General features: G+C 63.5%; 16 protein-coding genes. 3 read left to right on the top strand and 13 right to left on the bottom strand.

The window, feature by feature from the left end; translation table 11 throughout:
- Positions 1–18: 18 nt before the first annotated feature.
- The 11 genes from AC1DX6_RS30280 to AC1DX6_RS30230 all read right to left on the bottom strand — a co-directional run bounded on the left by AC1DX6_RS30280 (position 19) and on the right by AC1DX6_RS30230 (position 9981).
- On the bottom strand, positions 19–1260 hold the full coding sequence (locus AC1DX6_RS30280; protein ID WP_477320219.1) for an MFS transporter: 1242 nt from the start codon (positions 1258–1260) through the stop codon (positions 19–21).
- 116 nt (positions 1261–1376) lie between these two features.
- A complete protein-coding gene (locus AC1DX6_RS30275) occupies positions 1377–1568 on the bottom strand; it encodes a hypothetical protein (protein ID WP_477320217.1) in 192 nt (63 codons plus the stop codon).
- 398 nt (positions 1569–1966) lie between these two features.
- A complete protein-coding gene (locus AC1DX6_RS30270; protein ID WP_352732537.1) occupies positions 1967–2764 on the bottom strand; it encodes an ABC transporter ATP-binding protein in 798 nt (265 codons plus the stop codon).
- 11 nt (positions 2765–2775) lie between these two features.
- Positions 2776–3672: a nitrate ABC transporter permease gene (ntrB, locus tag AC1DX6_RS30265; RefSeq protein ID WP_477320214.1), complete on the bottom strand. Its 897-nt coding sequence runs from the start codon at positions 3670–3672 to the stop codon at positions 2776–2778.
- Positions 3673–3770: 98 nt separating this feature from the next.
- Positions 3771–5087 (bottom strand): CmpA/NrtA family ABC transporter substrate-binding protein, encoded by a 1317-nt coding sequence (locus tag AC1DX6_RS30260; RefSeq protein WP_477320212.1) that lies wholly within the window; start codon positions 5085–5087, stop codon positions 3771–3773.
- A 357-nt stretch (positions 5088–5444) separates the two neighbouring features.
- Entirely contained in the window at positions 5445–6683 is a 1239-nt protein-coding gene (locus AC1DX6_RS30255; RefSeq protein WP_477320210.1) for a CmpA/NrtA family ABC transporter substrate-binding protein, read from the bottom strand.
- Positions 6680–7282 (bottom strand): ANTAR domain-containing response regulator, encoded by a 603-nt coding sequence (locus tag AC1DX6_RS30250; protein WP_477320208.1) that lies wholly within the window; start codon positions 7280–7282, stop codon positions 6680–6682. Before AC1DX6_RS30250 ends, AC1DX6_RS30255 begins: the two co-directional genes overlap by 4 nt.
- A 109-nt stretch (positions 7283–7391) precedes the next feature.
- Complete coding sequence (locus AC1DX6_RS30245; RefSeq protein WP_477320206.1) at positions 7392–7727, bottom strand: hypothetical protein; 336 nt, start codon at positions 7725–7727, stop codon at positions 7392–7394.
- 150 nt (positions 7728–7877) lie between these two features.
- A complete protein-coding gene (locus tag AC1DX6_RS30240; protein ID WP_477320204.1) occupies positions 7878–9311 on the bottom strand; it encodes an aldehyde dehydrogenase family protein in 1434 nt (477 codons plus the stop codon).
- Between the two features lie 124 nt (positions 9312–9435).
- Positions 9436–9819: an ACT domain-containing protein gene (locus AC1DX6_RS30235; protein WP_477320202.1), complete on the bottom strand. Its 384-nt coding sequence runs from the start codon at positions 9817–9819 to the stop codon at positions 9436–9438.
- 24 nt (positions 9820–9843) lie between these two features.
- A complete protein-coding gene (locus AC1DX6_RS30230) occupies positions 9844–9981 on the bottom strand; it encodes a hypothetical protein (protein ID WP_477320200.1) in 138 nt (45 codons plus the stop codon).
- A gap of 75 nt (positions 9982–10056) precedes the next feature.
- On the opposite strand from AC1DX6_RS30230, the gene AC1DX6_RS30225 reads away from it, so the two are divergent.
- On the top strand, positions 10057–11121 hold the full coding sequence (locus tag AC1DX6_RS30225) for a YeiH family protein (protein ID WP_477320198.1): 1065 nt from the start codon (positions 10057–10059) through the stop codon (positions 11119–11121).
- A gap of 6 nt (positions 11122–11127) precedes the next feature.
- Here AC1DX6_RS30225 and AC1DX6_RS30220 read toward each other — a convergent pair whose 3' ends face one another.
- The gene (locus tag AC1DX6_RS30220) at positions 11128–11625 is read right to left on the bottom strand and encodes a GAF domain-containing protein (protein WP_477320196.1); all 498 of its coding nucleotides are present in this window, start codon (positions 11623–11625) and stop codon (positions 11128–11130) included.
- Between the two features lie 148 nt (positions 11626–11773).
- Positions 11774–12382, bottom strand: coding sequence for a hypothetical protein (locus tag AC1DX6_RS30215; protein WP_477320194.1), 609 nt, complete (start codon positions 12380–12382; stop codon positions 11774–11776).
- 292 nt (positions 12383–12674) lie between these two features.
- On the opposite strand from AC1DX6_RS30215, the gene AC1DX6_RS30210 reads away from it, so the two are divergent.
- A complete protein-coding gene (locus AC1DX6_RS30210; protein WP_477320239.1) occupies positions 12675–13571 on the top strand; it encodes a GlxA family transcriptional regulator in 897 nt (298 codons plus the stop codon).
- A gap of 319 nt (positions 13572–13890) precedes the next feature.
- Positions 13891–15195, top strand: coding sequence for a M24 family metallopeptidase (locus AC1DX6_RS30205; protein WP_477320193.1), 1305 nt, complete (start codon positions 13891–13893; stop codon positions 15193–15195).
- Positions 15196–15435 lie beyond the last annotated feature (240 nt).

The following is a 15435-nucleotide window of genomic DNA, read 5'->3' as shown; positions in this document are numbered from 1 at the left end:
TCTTGATTCACTCCGGTCTCACTCAGCCGCGTAGGAAAGGCCTGAGGTTTCGGCAGACGCCGTGCGCTCCATCCGCCGGATGGAAAAATGCATCCAGGCAAAGCAGGTGACGACGATGACGAAGAGCAGCATGAAGCAGCTCGACCAGACGCCGGTGAGGTCGTTGAGGGCGCCGAAGGCGATCGGCAGGATGAAGCCGCCCAGCCCGCCAATCATGCCGACCACGCCGCCGACGGCGCCGACACTCTGCGGATAGTAGGCCGGGATGTGCTTGTAGACGGCGGCCTTGCCAAGGCTCATGAAGAAGCCAAGCACGCAGGCGACGGCGATGAAGGCGAGCGGGCCGATCTCGAAATGGAAGGCGATCGGCCCGCTAATGCCGCGCACGACGTAGTCTGCCGAGGGGAGAGACAGAACGAGAGTCGCAACGGCACTGACAGAGAAGGTCGAGTAGAGCACGGTGCGGGCGCCGATCCGGTCGGAAAGCACGCCGCCATAGGCGCGAAAGATGCTCGCGGGAATTGAATAGGCCGCGCCGATCATACCGGCGGTCGCAAGCCCGAAGCCGTAGACGCCGATCAGGTAGCGGGGCAGCCACAGCGACAGCGCCACGAACGCGCCAAAGGCGAAGAAATAATAGAAGGCGAAGCGCCAGACCTGCAGGTTCTTGAGCGGCGCGAATTCCTGCCAGAAGCTTCTGGTCGGTGCTGCCTTGCCTGCGCGGCGCTCGCGGATGACCGGATCGTCGCCGGTCGTGAACCAGAAGATGGCGGCCATGACGACGAGTGCTGCGGCCCAGATCAGCGCGACCGACTGCCAGCCCCAGGAGAGAAGCACGAACGGTGCCAGGAACTTGGTGACCGCGGCGCCGACATTGCCGACACCGAAAATGCCAAGCGCCGTGCCCTGCTTGCCGGACGGGAAGAAGCGCGAGACATAGGCGACACCGACGGCGAAGGAGCCGCCGGCGAGCCCAACGCCGAGCGCAGCGACCAGCATCTGCCCGTAGGTATGCGCAAAAGCCAGCAGGAAAGTCGCGACCGCCGCCGCAAGCATGGTCGCGGTGTAGACCAGCCGTCCGCCAAAACGGTCGGTCCAGACACCGAGCACCATGCGCACGAGCGAACCGGTGAGGATCGGGGTGCCGACCAGCAGGCCGAACTCCGTCTCGTTCAGCCCCAGCTCCTGCTTTATGCGTACGCCGATGATTGAAAAGATCGTCCACACCGCGAAGCAGACGGTGAAAGCGATGGTGGACATCACAAGCGCCTGCCGGGGAGCACTGTCCTGGCTGGGCGCGGCTGGGAGATTTGCGGTCAATGTCTGGCTCCGGTTTGCGGTGTGAGAGGCACCGCGGATGTTTTGTGGGTGAATGATCAGCGACGCGGCATCGGTGCTTGCGACGAGACCGTGCCCGCGACGGTCAGGTCCTTGCTTTCGGTCTTTGCGCCGACGGGAAACAGCAGGAGTGCCGCGATGAACAGCGCCGCCGTCAGCGCGCTGCTGGCCAGAAAGTCGCGGCGCGTGAAGTCCGCGAGGGACGCGCCAGTTCCGATCCGTTTCGTCATCGTCGTCTCCGGTTGGGCGCCGCTTGGGACCAGCGCCGTCGATTGCATCAAAACAAAAAAGCCGCCGGCCAGGTCTTCGCGCGTCCGCCCATCCGGGATCGCGTGTTGACCTGAGCGGCAGCTTTGCCTGTGGCGCCCGCCATTGGACGCCGTGTCACTTGGCCCTTGCGGACCTGCATTCCGAAAAGCAGGAAGCGTGCCAATTCGACAGCGCTCCAGATTATCGAATGAAATCAATGTGAACCGCAGCCGCGCGACTTTTGACCAAGCCCGGCAGCGGATCAAAGATTAGTCAGAATGCCCTGCACAGCAGCATAATATTTGTGCAATGCGGTATATTGCCCATTGTCGATGCAGATTGCCAATTGCCGATGATGATACGCTTTTCGGTCATGGCCTTACTCCGCGGCTTCGACGAAGCGGTGGCGTTCGTAGAGGAACTTCAACACCGCCTCGCGACAGCGCAGGAAGGTGCGGTCGGAAGAGAGTTCGACGCGCCGGCGCGGTCGGGCGAGCGGCACGGCAAGCACTTCGCCGATGGTCGCCGCCGGACCATTGGTCATCATGACGATGCGGTCGGAGAGCAGCACCGCCTCGTCGACATCGTGGGTGATCATGATCGTCGTCGAGCCGAGCCTGGAATGGATGTCCATCACCGCATCCTGCAGATGGGCGCGGGTCAGCGCGTCGAGCGCGCCGAACGGTTCGTCGAGCAGCAGAATCTTCGGCTCCATGGCGAGCGCCCGGGCAATGCCGACGCGCTGCTTCATGCCGCCCGAAATCTCGGCCGGGCGCTTGTCCTTGGCATGCGCCATCTGCACGAGGTCGAGATTGCGCATGATCCAGTCATGCCGCTCGGCCCGGCTTTTGCTGCGGCCAAAAACCTTGGACACCGCCAGATTGATGTTTTCGTAGACGGTGAGCCACGGCAAAAGGCTGTGGTTCTGGAACACCACGGCGCGTTCCGGTCCGGGGCTGTCGACTTCCTTGTCTTCGAGCAGCACGGCGCCGGCGGAGACCTTGGTCAGTCCGGCGATCAGGTTGAGCAAGGTCGACTTGCCGCAGCCGGAATGGCCGATGATCGAGACGAATTCGCCCTTGTCGATGGTCAGCCTGATGTCTTTCAGCACCTCGCTGACCTGATTGCCGCGGGCAAAGGATTTGTCGATATGGTCGAGTTTCAGATAGGCCGTCATCGCCCCTCTCCTCACTTTGCCGTTGTGCCGCGGGTGACGAAGGCGCCGACGCCAGCGACCAGGCGGTCGAGGCAAAAACCGGTGACGCCGATATAGGCGAGCGCGACGATGATGTCGGGCAGCCGCGACGAGTTCCAGGCGTCCCAAATGAAGAAGCCGATGCCGACGCCGCCGGTCAGCATTTCGGCGGCGACGATGGCGAGCCAGGACAGGCCGATGCCGATGCGCAGGCCGGTGAAGATGTAAGGCGCCGCCGCCGGTACCATGATCTTCACGAAGAATTCGAGCTGGTTGAGCCTGAGGATGCGCGAGACGTTGCGGTAGTCCTCGGGGATGTTGCGCACGCCGACGGCAGTGTTGATGATGATCGGCCAGATCGAGGTGATGAAGATAACGAAGATCGCCGACGGGCTGGAATCGCGGAACGCCGCCAGCGACAGCGGCAGCCAGGCCAGCGGCGGCACGGTGCGCAGGATCTGGAACACCGGATCAAGGCCACGCATCGCCCAGATCGACTGGCCGACCAGCGCGCCGAGCGCAACGCCGACGATGGCCGCCAGGCCAAAGCCGATGGCGACGCGCTGCAGCGAGACCAGCACCCGCCAAGCCAGCCCGATATCCTGCGGACCGTTGTTGAAGAACGGATGCGCGATCAGATCGTAGGCCTCGTTCCACACCTGGCTCGGCGGCGGCAGGCTTGCGGTGGGCGACGAACAGGCAATCTGCCAGACGACCAGCATCAGGGCGATGACGATGACCGGTGGCACCAGCGCGCTCGCCAGTCTGCCGGCGATCGCCGCCAGGTCGAAGCGGCGTCTCGCCTTGGCGGTGAAGGTGATCACCTCGGCGGGCTTTGCCGGCGCGGGGAACGTCTTCACCTTGGTGTCCTCGATGGTTTGGATGGACATGTTTTCGAAACACTCCTGGGTCGTTGGGCGACAAACGGCGCTTTGCGCCGTTTGTGCTTTGGTCGCGCTGGGCGACAACCGCGCAAGCGCGGTTGCGCCTAAGCCGATGCCTTGATCTTCAGGCTGTCGAGATAGGCCGACGGGTTGGCCGGATCGAAAGTCTTGCCGTCGAAGAAGGTCTCGACACCGCGCGACGACGACGCCGGTATGTCGCTTGCCGCGACGCCGAGGTCCTTGGCCGCCTCGCGCCAGATATCCTCGCGGTTGACCTGGTCGACCAGCGCCTTGATGTCGGTGGTCGGTGCGAATTTGCCCCAGCGGATGTTTTCGGCGAGGAACCACGTATCGTGGCTCTTGAAGGGATAGGACACGCCGCCGTTCCAGAACTTCATGTAGAGATCGGTGCCGTTGGCGACGCGGCCATTGCCGTAGTTGATGTCGCCCTTGAGGCGGCCGATGATGTCGGCGACGGGCACGTTCATCCATTGCCGCTTGCCGATGATGGCGGCCATCTCGTCCTTGTTTTCCTTGGCTTCGCACCATTGCTGGGCCGCCATGACGGCCATGACGATCGCCTTGGTGGCGTTCGGGTACTTGTCGATGAATTCGGCGCGCAGGCCGAGCGCCTTTTCGGGGTGACCCTTCCAAAGCTCGCCTGTCGTGGCGGCGGTGAAGCCAACGCCTTGATGGACGAGCTGTTCGTTCCACGGCTCGCCGACGCAGAACACGTCCATGTTGCCGACCTTCATGTTGGCGACCATCTGCGGTGGCGGCACGACGATGGTGGAAACGTCCTTGTCGGGATCGATGCCACCGGCAGCCAGCCAGTAGCGCAGCCAGAGATCATGCGTGCCGCCCGGGAAGGTCATGGCGGCCTTGACCTCCTTGCCCTCGGCCTTCTTGGCGGCGAAGGCATCCTTCAGCTTGGAGGCGTCGAGGCCGACGCCGGTGGCGGCATATTCCTGCGCGACCGAAATGCCCTGGCAGTCGTAGTTGAGCCGCGCCACGATCGCCATCGGCATCGGCTGGTTGTTCTGCGTCACCTTGCCGGTGTGCATGAGGTAAGGCAGCGGCGTCAGTATATGGGCGCCGTCAATGCCGTTGGCTTCGCCGCCGAGCATCAGATTGTCGCGCGTCGCGCCCCAGGAGGCCTGCTTCAGCACCTCGACATCGGGCATGCCGAATTTCTCGAAAAACCCCTTCTCCTTGGCGATCATCAGCGGTGCCGCATCGGTCAGCGCGATGAAGCCGAGCTTGGCGCCGGTGACTTCCGGAGCGGCGGTCGCTGCATAGGCTCCAGACGGCAGCAGCGCACGCGCTGCCGCCAGGGTTGCAGCGGTGGCAGCACTTGCCATCAGGAAATTGCGGCGAGTCATGCCCTCGAGAGGGGCTTCGGTCTTGATGCGTTTCGTCATCGTCGTCTCCGGTTGGGCGCAGCTTGGGTCCGCGCCATCGATTGCGTTTCGATCAAAACAAAAAAGCCGCCGGCCAGGCCGCGCGCGTCCGTCCATCCGGGATCGCGTGTTGACCTGAGCGGCAGCTTTGCCTGTAGCGCCCGCCATTGGACGCCTGTTGCGTGACCCCGAGAAGGGCCTGCCTATTGCAAAGCAGGAACCGTGCCAGTTTCGTGGCGGATGACAAATGTCAATTAAATCAATGATATGATACAATCTTCGGTGCGCCGGCTCGCTGGGCAAGCAAGCCAAAGATTGTTCATTAGCGCAGTTGCACGCACAATTCTTGTGCAATGCACAAGAATGGCGCGAAAATGATCAGGCCTGCGAGCGGGCCAATGTCTGGCCGGCAATGTAGGCGTCGATCTCATCGGGATCGAAGATCTGGCCGTCGAAGAAGCCGTCGGGACCGAGCACGAGGCTTGCCCCTGCCGAACCGACCGGGGTCGCGGCCTTCAGCGCGCCCTCGACCTTGGCATTGGCGCCGGGCAGCGCGACGCCAAGCGGCTTCAGCGCCGAGCGGTAGAGGTCGGGACGGTAGCAGTCGCGGGCAATGGCGAGCTTTTCCGGCGTGTGCGCGACATGCCCCCAGCGCACCATCTGCGTGTAGAACCATAGCGCATGGCTCTTCCAGGGAAAGTTCGCCGCCTTGTCGAAGGGCAGGAAGAAGTCGGCGATATCAAGTTCCGCGCCCTCGCCCAGCCTGAGGTGCCCGGTCAGGATCGGCATCTGCACCGCTGGCGGCAGGCCGAGGAATCCAGGCTGGGCCATCACCGCGGCCAGTTCGCCATGGTTGGCAGGGTCCTGGCACCAGCGGGCGGAATGATGCAGCGCGCGCAGCAATGCCGCCAGCGCCTCCGGGTTTTCGTCGGCCCACGCCTTGCGCACGCCGATCACCTTTTCCGGGCTGTTCTTCCACAGCAGCGCCTTGACGGTGACGATGTGGCCGATGCCGGCGGCGACCGCGGCACTGTTCCAGGGCTCGCCGACGCAATAGCCATCGATGCGGCCGGCGGCCAGTGCGTCAGCCATGAAGGGCGGCGGCACGATGACGATCTCGATCTCGTGAGATGGATCGATGCCGCAGGCGGCAAGCCAGTAGCGCAGTTCGTAATTGTGCCCGGAATGCGGGTGCACGACGGCAAAGCGCAGCGGATCGCGGCCGGCAGCGGCGCGCTCGCGGATGAAGGCGCCGAGGGCTGCACCGGCCCGCGCGGGCTGGAGATCGGGCACAGCACCATGCGCCGCCATGCCTTCCCAGACGGCGTTGGAGATGGTGACGCAATTGCCGCCCAACCCCAGCGAGAACGGCACGATGGTCTCGGAAGCGAGCGGCGTCAGCCCGAGATTGCAGGCGAGCGGCATCGGCCCCAGCATATGGGCGAGATGGAAGTGGCCGATGGCGATGCGGTCACGAATGTTGGCCCATGAGGTCTCGCGGTGCAGCGTGAGATCAACGCCTTCGCGCGCGGCAAACCCCAGTTCGCTCGCCGCGACCAGCACGGCGCTGTCGAAGAGCGGCATGAAACCGGCGGTGATCTGATGTGTCGCGCTCATTCGTCCTCCGACGGCCCGAGCAGCCCGGCGGCGGTCACCAGGCTCTGGGCGATGTCGCTGATCTTGCGGTTCTGGTTCATCGCCGTCTTGCGCAGCAGCGTGTAGGCGGCCTCCTCGGAGAGGCCGCGCGACTTCATCAGAATGCCCTTGGCGCGGTCGATGACCTTGCGGCTCTCGAGCTCGCCGCGAACCTCTTCCAGTTCGCGCGCCATGCGTGAAAAAGCGTTGAAGCGGCTGACCGCCATGTCGAGGATCGGCTTGACGCGCTCCTGCCGCAGGCCGTCGACGACATAGGCGGACACGCCGGCATCGACCGCCGCCTCAATAGAAGCCTGGTCGGAGCGGTCGACGAACATGGCGATCGGCCGTTTTACCGCACGCGACAGCTGGAACATGTTTTCCAGCATGTCACGGTTCGGATTTTCCAGATCGATGACGATGACGTCGGGCTCGATCTCGGCGATCCGCCGCGCAATGCCCGACACATCATGGATGACGGTGACCCGCTCATGGCCGGCCTCACGCAAACCGGCCTCGATGATCGAGGCACGGATGCGGTTTTCGTCGATCACCAGAACGGCGAGTGAGGAGCGGACCATGCCTCAATATGTACAAGCGGGCAGATTGTGCAATGCGGCATGGAGGGCTGGGACCGGAGTCTAAGCGACAGGCGCATGAGCACTGCACAAACGCAGTCGACTCCCAAGCCTAGCTGAAGGGCAAGCCCGGCGAGGCGGCTGAGGCGCTCGTCAAGATCTTGCTTCGCGCCTGCGCATATTCCCAGGCGGAGAACGGTGGATCAATCTTCTGCCGAGGTTCTGCCAAGACGAACGGATCCGGGCCAAACAGGCTGTAGAGTTCAAACAGTTTCTCGGCGGTCATGCCCGGTTTGAGTGCGTGCTCGAGATCAGCGTCGACTATGGCTCGACATCGCGTCACGGCCTCATCGTAGGTCGGAAATGTTGCGTCCAGGTAGCGTTCACTCTCATCCCGGTAATGAAAATGGTCATCGACAAAGACCTGGTATTGAACGATTTGCGACAACCAACTGCCCCCCGGCAAAATCCCCTGGGACCTTAGCTCGTCCGTTGTGGCTGAGACAAGGAGGTGGGTTTTTGGCAGCGATAGTGGTCCGCCGGCCGCCGCCCTTGCCGGAGGCCGGCACCAATCGCCGGCCCCCGGGCAGGTCAAACCCTACTCCGCCGCCTCATAGCCCGCGATGCCCTTGATCTCGAGGAAATCCTCGAGCCCGTATTCGGCATACTCGCGGCCGTTGCCGGACTGCTTGTAGCCACCGAACGGCAGGCCGGCGTCCCAGGTGGGGTAGTTGATGTAGACGTTGCCGGTGCGCATGCGGGCGGCGACTTCGCGGGCCTTGTTCATGTCCTTGGCCTGGATGTAGGAGGCCAGCCCATAGACGGTGTCGTTGGCGGTGCCGATCGCCTCTTCGACGCTGTCATAGGGCAGGATCGTCAGCACCGGTCCAAAGATCTCTTCGCGGGCGATGCGCATGTCCGAGGTCACGTCGGCGAACACGGTCGGCCTGACATAGTAGCCGCGGTTGAGTTCGGCCGGACGGCCGGGGCCGCCGGCCACCAGCGTAGCACCCTCGTCGATGCCGCTCTGGATCAGGTCCTGGATCTTGTCGTACTGGATCTGGCTGACCACAGGCCCGAGTTTGGTGCCGGGCGCATCGGCGGGGCCGACGGTGAACTTTTCCGCCGCCACCTTGGCATAGGAGGCCGCCTCGTCATGGCGGTCGCGCGGCACGAACATACGGGTCGGCGCGTTGCAGGACTGGCCTGAGTTGCTGAAGCAACCGGCGACGCCCTTGCTGACGGCCTTTTCCAGGTCGACATCGGGAAACAGAATGTTGGCCGACTTGCCGCCCAGCTCCTGATGCACGCGCTTGACCGTGTCGGCCGCCGCCTTGGCCACCATTATGCCGGCGCGGGTCGAGCCGGTGAACGACATCATGTCGACATCGGGATGGCTGGACAGCGCTTGGCCAACGCCCGGCCCGTCGCCATTGACGAGGTTGAAGACGCCCTTGGGAACGCCGGCCTCGTCGAGGATTTCGGCAAAAATGATGGCGTCGAGCGGGGCGATCTCGCTCGGCTTCAGCACCATGGTGCAGCCGGCGGCAAGCGCGGGACCGACCTTGCAGGTGATCTGGTTCAGCGGCCAGTTCCACGGCGTGATCAGGCCGACGACGCCGATCGGCTCCTTGACCACGAGATGGTTGCCCTTGACGTGGCGGAACTGGAAAGTCTTCAGCGTCTCGGCCATCTTCTGCAGATGGGCGAGGCCGATGCCCACCTGGCTGTCGAGCGCCATCTGGCGCGGCGCGCCCATTTCGCGCGACACGGCGACCGCCAGATCGGCGCTGCGCTTCTTGTAGACTTCGATGATACGGTTCAAGAGGTCGAGCCGCTCGGCGACCTCGGTGAAGCCAAAGGTGTTGAAGGCGCGCTTGGCGGCAGCCACCGCCTTGTCGACATCGGCCTTGGAGCCGATCGAGATCTGCGCGAAAGCATCCTCGTTCGAGGGGTCGATGACGTCGAAACTATTGGGCACGACCGGATCCACCCAGGCACCATCGATATAGAACTGCAGATTGTGAGACATGGATTTCTCCTCGGGGGATTTGTGATCTGATTGGGGAGCGATCGGCGGATCGTCGTATCGATTCAGAGATAACGATGCGGCAAGAGCGATGTCAAACGCAAGGGCTGGCAATTGAGCCAGACGGCTACAGAAGCGTGTGTCCCGCCGTGGCCAGAAGCCCCCTTGCCGCGGCTTCATCCTTGGCTTTGACGAGCAGATGGTCGCCATCGAAAGTGGACACCAGGAAAATGCCGAGCTCGTTTTCCGACAATGGCTTTATCACCGACAGCACGATGCCTGTCTCGTCGAAGGCAAAGGGACCCTGGAGTTTCAGGGCGACCCAGTCCCTGTCGTGCTTCACCCCGTCTGGCACCCGCTCCTGAAGGCAGACGATCGAGAGCTCGTCCTCGGTCCTGGTGATGCTGACGAAGCCTGGCCCGTCTGCCCAGCCGGGAATGCTCGCTTTTGCTTCGAGGCGCGAAACCGCATACCGCCCCGAGAGTGGCTTCAACCGCACCCTGACTGCCATCCGATCCTCCCTGTCTGTTGGCGATCACGCCAGCTTCTTGCTCATATAGACCGTCATGCCGCCCATGAACGGCTCCTCCCGGTCGATCGTATAGCCATGCTTCTTGTAGAGCGACACATTGGCCTCGAAGGCGCCGTTCGATCGTTCGTAAAAATCGATCATTCTAACCAAAACAATTCGTTGGAAAGATCGGTTCGGGAATGGCATTCCTCCGGCGTAGTCGACTGGAGAATTGCATTGTCTGCCGCCACCCACATTGCGAACGATATTCCGAAAAGCACGATTTCTGCCGATCTGGTGGCGGGCCGCAAGCGGCTCGATTCGGCGTGGAACGGCGTCATCCCGGGCATCGTGCTGGTGGCGATGATCACCGCTGTGGCCTTCTCGGCCCACAATGTCTCCGGCTTCGCGCTGTTCAGCCCGATGATCCTCGCCGTCGTCGCCGGCATGATCTATTCCAATGTGCTCGGCACGCCCGCCCACGCCAAGGCCGGCATCGCCTTCTCTCAGAAGCGCCTGCTGCGCTTTGCCATCGTGCTGCTCGGCTTCCAGCTGACGCTCGGCCAGGTCGTCTCCATCGGCGCCAGCGGCGTCGGGATTGTTGCGGCCACGCTTGGCGCGACCTTCGTCTTCACCACCACGCTTGGCCGGCTGCTCGGCGTCGACCGCAAGCTGGCGCAGCTGATTGCCGCCGGCACTTCGATCTGCGGCGCCTCGGCCATCGTCGCCACCAACATCGTCACCGATGCGCGCGACGAGGACGTCACCTATGCCGTCGCCTCGATCACGCTGTTCGGCACCGTCGCCATGCTTGGCTTCCCGCTGCTGGCGCCTGTGCTGGGCCTCGACCAGCATGCGTTCGGCCTGTGGGCTGGCGCCTCCATCCATGAGGTGGCGCAGGTCATCGGCGCCGGTTTCCAGAACGGCGCCCAATCCGGTGAGATCGCCACGGTGGCCAAACTAACGCGCGTTGCCATGCTGGCGCCGATGGTCATCGCGCTTGGCCTGATGGCGCGCCGCAAGTCGAGCGGCGATCGCTCGGCTGCCCGGCCGCCGATGCCGTGGTTCGTTGCCGCCTTCATCGCTGTCGTGGCGCTGAACAGCCTGGTCACCGTGCCGGCCGAAGTGAAGTCGGCCATGGCGCTCGGCACCACCATCATGCTGACCATGGGGCTCGCCGCCATGGGCCTGCAGGCTGACATTTCGCAGCTGCGCTCGCGCGGCCTGCGGCCCCTGGCACTCGCCTTCTCGGCGTTTCTCTTCATCGGCTGCTTCAGCCTGATGCTGGTGAAGTTCGCTTAAAGCCGTTCAATCCTCGAACGAGCTTGCCGCGACATAGATCGCGGCAAGCGCCTCGATGCCGGCCTGGTCGGCCTTGTCGAAACGGCCGGGTGTCGGGCTGTCGAGGTCGATCAGGCCGAAGACGCCGTCATTGTCCCTGAGCAGCACGACCAGCTCAGAGCGCGAGGCGGCGTCGCAGGCGATATGGCCGGCAAAGTCGTGCACATCCTTGACCAGCATCGACATTTCGAGATCGATCGCGGTGCCGCACACGCCCTGGCCGACGGCGATGCGCACGCAGGCCGGCTTGCCCTGGAAGGGCCCGAGCACCAATTCTTCCTCTGATGCCATGAAATAAAAGCCGGCCCAGTTGAGATCGGGCACCATCTGGAAAATCAGCGCGGCAGTGTTGGCGGCGTTGGCGATTGAGTCGCGCTCGTCATCGAGCAGCGCTTTCAACTGAGCGGCGAGGTCGCGGTAGAAAGCTGCCTTGTCGGTGCTGTCGATGGCCTTGGCCGCAAACATGATGCCTCGTCTCCGTTGCCGGCGTGCCGAAACGCCCGCTGCCTGTCTGCCACCAATGCAGCGGTTGGGAAATACACAATTGAGATGCTGCCGGCCGAAAGCGCGGCTGCGCTCAGCCGTTCACTCGCCCTGAACTGGGTATCGGCGCTCAGTTCGGCCGGCGGCCAAAGACGCGAGCGGCGCGCCCAAGCAGGCCGGAACTGGCACCGGCTGATGGGGCTGGTGCCGGTGGCGCAGCATTGTCGGCTGGACGATGATTTCGCGCGTCGGACGCCATTGTCATGACCGCTTTGCTGGCGTCGAAGGCGGAGGTTGGCCGGGCGTCTTTCATTCTCTGCTGGGTCAGCGGCGAACAGGTCGGTTGGCCGTCGGCGCCCAGAATCTCTCCGACGGTCAGCTGGTTGGTGAAGCGGTAAATATCCCAAACGGCATATTTGACGGCCTGTGCGTCATAGGCGCCGCTTTTGTGCTTGGCATGCATGTCCATCAATTGCGGGATCAGGAATTGCGCCTTATCGGGCGCTGCCTCGCCTTCGTATGGCAGCGTGCTCCAGCCAGACTTTATCAATGTCGACCTGAGTTCGGCCGGCCCTCGCCACAGCGCAACGGAAGTTGCAGGATCGACAAAGGCCGCGACGTAATTGCCCTTCATGTTGTGGACGATGCCGACCTGGACCAGCAGATCCTTGCATTCGGGGACGAGCCAGACGGCCTTCGGAAAAATCGATTGCAGTTCGAAGTCGTAGTTGAGTTCCACCGCCAGCGTTCCATCGCCATGACCCGCTGTCAGTCTCGCTGTTTCCGCTTAAGGTTTTCCTATCCCGTTTGGTGAACGGTTGGTTCGCTGGCCGAGCGGGCGGGCGCAGGTATCGCTTGTCGTCTCCGTTGCCAGCGCGCCCAACTGCCCGCTACAGTTTGCGACAGCCAGCCATGACGCGTCCGGGAAAATCGCCATCGTGAATGCCACCAGCGGAAAACGCGACCATGCGCAGCCGACGGCAAACGCAGACCCCCCCACCTTCGCCGTGCTGGTGTTTCCCGGCTTTCCGATGATGGCCTTCAGTTCGGTCATCGAGCCGCTGCGCGCCGCCAACGTGCTGGCGAAGAAAGACTGCTACCGCTGGGTGATCGTCGGCGCCGCCGAAGGACCGGTCGAAGCCTCGAACGGCGTCGTCATCCAGCCGGGCTTTTTCGCCGGCGATGCGCCGAAGGTCGATCGCATCGTCGTCTGCTCGGGCGGCAATGCCGACCATGTCGTGGCTGATGACGCGATGCACTGGATCCGCAAGAGCCTGCGGGGTGGCGCCCATATCGGCGCGGTGGCGGATGCCGCCTTCTTCCTGGCGCGAGCCGGCCTGCTCGACGGCCATGCCTGCACCTTGCACTGGACCAGCCAGGCGGCCTTCACCGAGGCGTTTCCTGATATCGAGCTCAGGCGCGATCTCTATGTCATCGACCGCAAGCGCTTCACTTCGGCCGGTGGCGTCGGCAGCCTCGACATGATGCTCGAGATCATCACCAACGACTATGGCGCCGAGCTTGCGGCCGGCGTCGCCGAATGGTTCGTGCACAGCCCTTTGCGCTCCAGCGTCGATCGCAAGCTGATGCCGCTCAGGCTGCGCACCGGCGTCCAGAACGAACTGGTGCTGTCGGCCATCGCCATCATGGAGGACGCGGTGGAGGAGCGGCTCGCCATGACGGAACTGGCGGAACGGCTCGGCGTCTCCTCCGACAAGCTGGAGCGCAATTTTCGCTCGGAACTCAGCATCTCGCCCAACGGCTATTACCGGCGGCTCAGGCTGAAGCGCGCCGCCGACCTTTTGGCGCATTCAACGCTGATGGTGCGCGACGTGGCGCTTGCCTGCGGCTTCGCCTCGATGTCGAGTTTTGCGCGGGCGTTTCGCGAAGAGCATGGGCATGCGCCGAAGGCGATGCGACGGCATTAGGTGGTGCGGGCTGACGCAGCACAACGTTGGCGGGACAGCGCCCCCTCTGTCCTGCCGGACATCTCCCCCACTTGGGGGGAGATCGGATGTCCCGCCGGCCTTCGCCAAATCGGCAACGTTGAAGGGAGAGCGCGGCAAGCGAAGCTGCCAATCTCCCCCCTCGTGGGGGAGATGTCCGGCAGGACAGAGGGGGGCGTGAAGGATCGCGTCGTTGCTCGCTTCTAGCTAAGCCACCCTGCGGCATCCAGCACGACATTTGCGGAATGCCGCACAAGATTGACGCCCTGCCCCGCTATGGTCGAGGCTTCAGGAGGCACTCATGAGCATCGTCGTATTCGACCCCGACAGCACCGAGGATGTGGACTTCAAGGACCGCATGCGCCACCCCGCCACCGCGGACCCGGCCGGCGGCATGTGGCTGTCCGACACCGAGCCGTCCTTCATCGATGCGGATGCGTTGCGCAAAGGCCGGCTCGCCAAACTGCGCGGCTGGATGCGCGAGGCCGGCTATGGCGGCGTTGTGCTGTTCGACCCTTACAACCAGCGCTACGCCACCGGCTCGCGCAACATGTTCGGCTATTTCCTGCGCAATTCGACCCGTTATTTCTTTATCCCCACCGTCGGGCCGATCGTGCTGTTCGAATATCCGCAGAGCTACCATGTCTCGATGGTGCTCGACACGATCGACGAGGCGCGGCCTTCCAAGCTCGTCTGGTCTTCCGTATCGGGACGCGACGACGAGACCGCCGGACCCTTCGCCGACGAGATTGCCGAGCTGCTGAAGAAGCAGGGCGGCGGCTCGATGAAGCTCGGCCTCGACCGCTGCAGCCATCTGCAGGCTCTGGCCCTGGAAAAACGCGGCTGCGAGGTCCGGGATTGCCAGGGCGAGATCCTGGCGGTGCGCGCGGTCAAGACGCCTGAGGAGGTCAAATGCCTGCAGGTGTCGATGGCCGGCGCGGAAGCCGCCGTTTACGCCGTGCGCGAGGCGATCAAGCCCGGCGTCTCCGAAAACGAGCTGTTCGCCATCATGTATGGCGAGGTGATCCGCCAAGGCGGCGAGTTCATCGAGACGCGGCTGCTGACCTCGGGCCAGCGCACCAATCCATGGTTCAACGAGGCGAGCGGCCGCAAGATCCGGCCGGGCGAACTTTTGGCGCTCGATACCGACACGATCGGCTGCTACGGCTATTATTCCGATTTCTCCCGCACCTTTCGCTGCGGGCCTGGCAAGCCGACCGACTATCAGAAATCGCTCTACCGCATGGCGCACGACCAGGTTCAACACAACATCGGGGTCGTCAGGCCGGGCATGGCGTTTCGAGAGATCGCGGAAAAGGCCTGGAAGATTCCGGATCGTTTCGTTGACCAGCGCTATACCTCGGTCATGCACGGCGTCGGCATGCATGGCGAGACGCCGTTCATCGCGCATGCCATGGATTACGAGACCTATGGCCGCGATGGTTTCGTCGTGCCCGGCATGGTGGTGAGCGTGGAAAGCTATATCGGCGAGAAAGGCGGCCGCGAGGGCGTCAAGCTGGAGGACGAGATCCTGATCACCGAGACCGGCACCGAGCTTTTGTCGCGCTTTCCTTATGAGGATGAGTTTTTGGAGAAGCAGGTTTGAAGCGGGTATGCAGCATTGAGTTCGGTGCGATGTCGCAAAGCTTCGAGACTAGCCACGGCAACCGCGCTTTCGTCATCCTAGGGCGAAGCAAGGAGCGAAGCGACGCGGCGCAGGCCCTAGGATCCATGCCGCGACTTCAGCGCGCCGCAGCGGTTGGGAATCTGCGCCGCTGCATTCCTCGGCTAAGCTCGCGGCATGGATCCTCGGGTCTGCGCGTCCGCTTCGCTCCCGCTCCGCCCG

It is taken from the genome of Mesorhizobium sp. P2_C4 (assembly GCF_056404575.1).
This window is presented reverse-complemented; position numbering and strand designations above follow the sequence as displayed.

Coding starts and splice junctions, on each gene's coding strand:
- ntrB (WP_477320214.1), bottom strand. CDS start 3,672: ATGTCCATCCAAACCATCGAGGACACCAAGGTGAAGACGTTCCCCGCG.
- AC1DX6_RS30230 (WP_477320200.1), bottom strand. CDS start 9,981: ATGATCGATTTTTACGAACGATCGAACGGCGCCTTCGAGGCCAATGTG.
- AC1DX6_RS30220 (WP_477320196.1), bottom strand. CDS start 11,625: ATGTTTGCGGCCAAGGCCATCGACAGCACCGACAAGGCAGCTTTCTAC.
- AC1DX6_RS30210 (WP_477320239.1), top strand. CDS start 12,675: ATGATGGCCTTCAGTTCGGTCATCGAGCCGCTGCGCGCCGCCAACGTG.
- AC1DX6_RS30260 (WP_477320212.1), bottom strand. CDS start 5,087: ATGACGAAACGCATCAAGACCGAAGCCCCTCTCGAGGGCATGACTCGC.
- AC1DX6_RS30205 (WP_477320193.1), top strand. CDS start 13,891: ATGAGCATCGTCGTATTCGACCCCGACAGCACCGAGGATGTGGACTTC.
- AC1DX6_RS30275 (WP_477320217.1), bottom strand. CDS start 1,568: ATGACGAAACGGATCGGAACTGGCGCGTCCCTCGCGGACTTCACGCGC.
- AC1DX6_RS30270 (WP_352732537.1), bottom strand. CDS start 2,764: ATGACGGCCTATCTGAAACTCGACCATATCGACAAATCCTTTGCCCGC.
- AC1DX6_RS30280 (WP_477320219.1), bottom strand. CDS start 1,260: ATGTCCACCATCGCTTTCACCGTCTGCTTCGCGGTGTGGACGATCTTT.
- AC1DX6_RS30240 (WP_477320204.1), bottom strand. CDS start 9,311: ATGTCTCACAATCTGCAGTTCTATATCGATGGTGCCTGGGTGGATCCG.
- AC1DX6_RS30255 (WP_477320210.1), bottom strand. CDS start 6,683: ATGAGCGCGACACATCAGATCACCGCCGGTTTCATGCCGCTCTTCGAC.
- AC1DX6_RS30235 (WP_477320202.1), bottom strand. CDS start 9,819: ATGGCAGTCAGGGTGCGGTTGAAGCCACTCTCGGGGCGGTATGCGGTT.
- AC1DX6_RS30250 (WP_477320208.1), bottom strand. CDS start 7,282: ATGGTCCGCTCCTCACTCGCCGTTCTGGTGATCGACGAAAACCGCATC.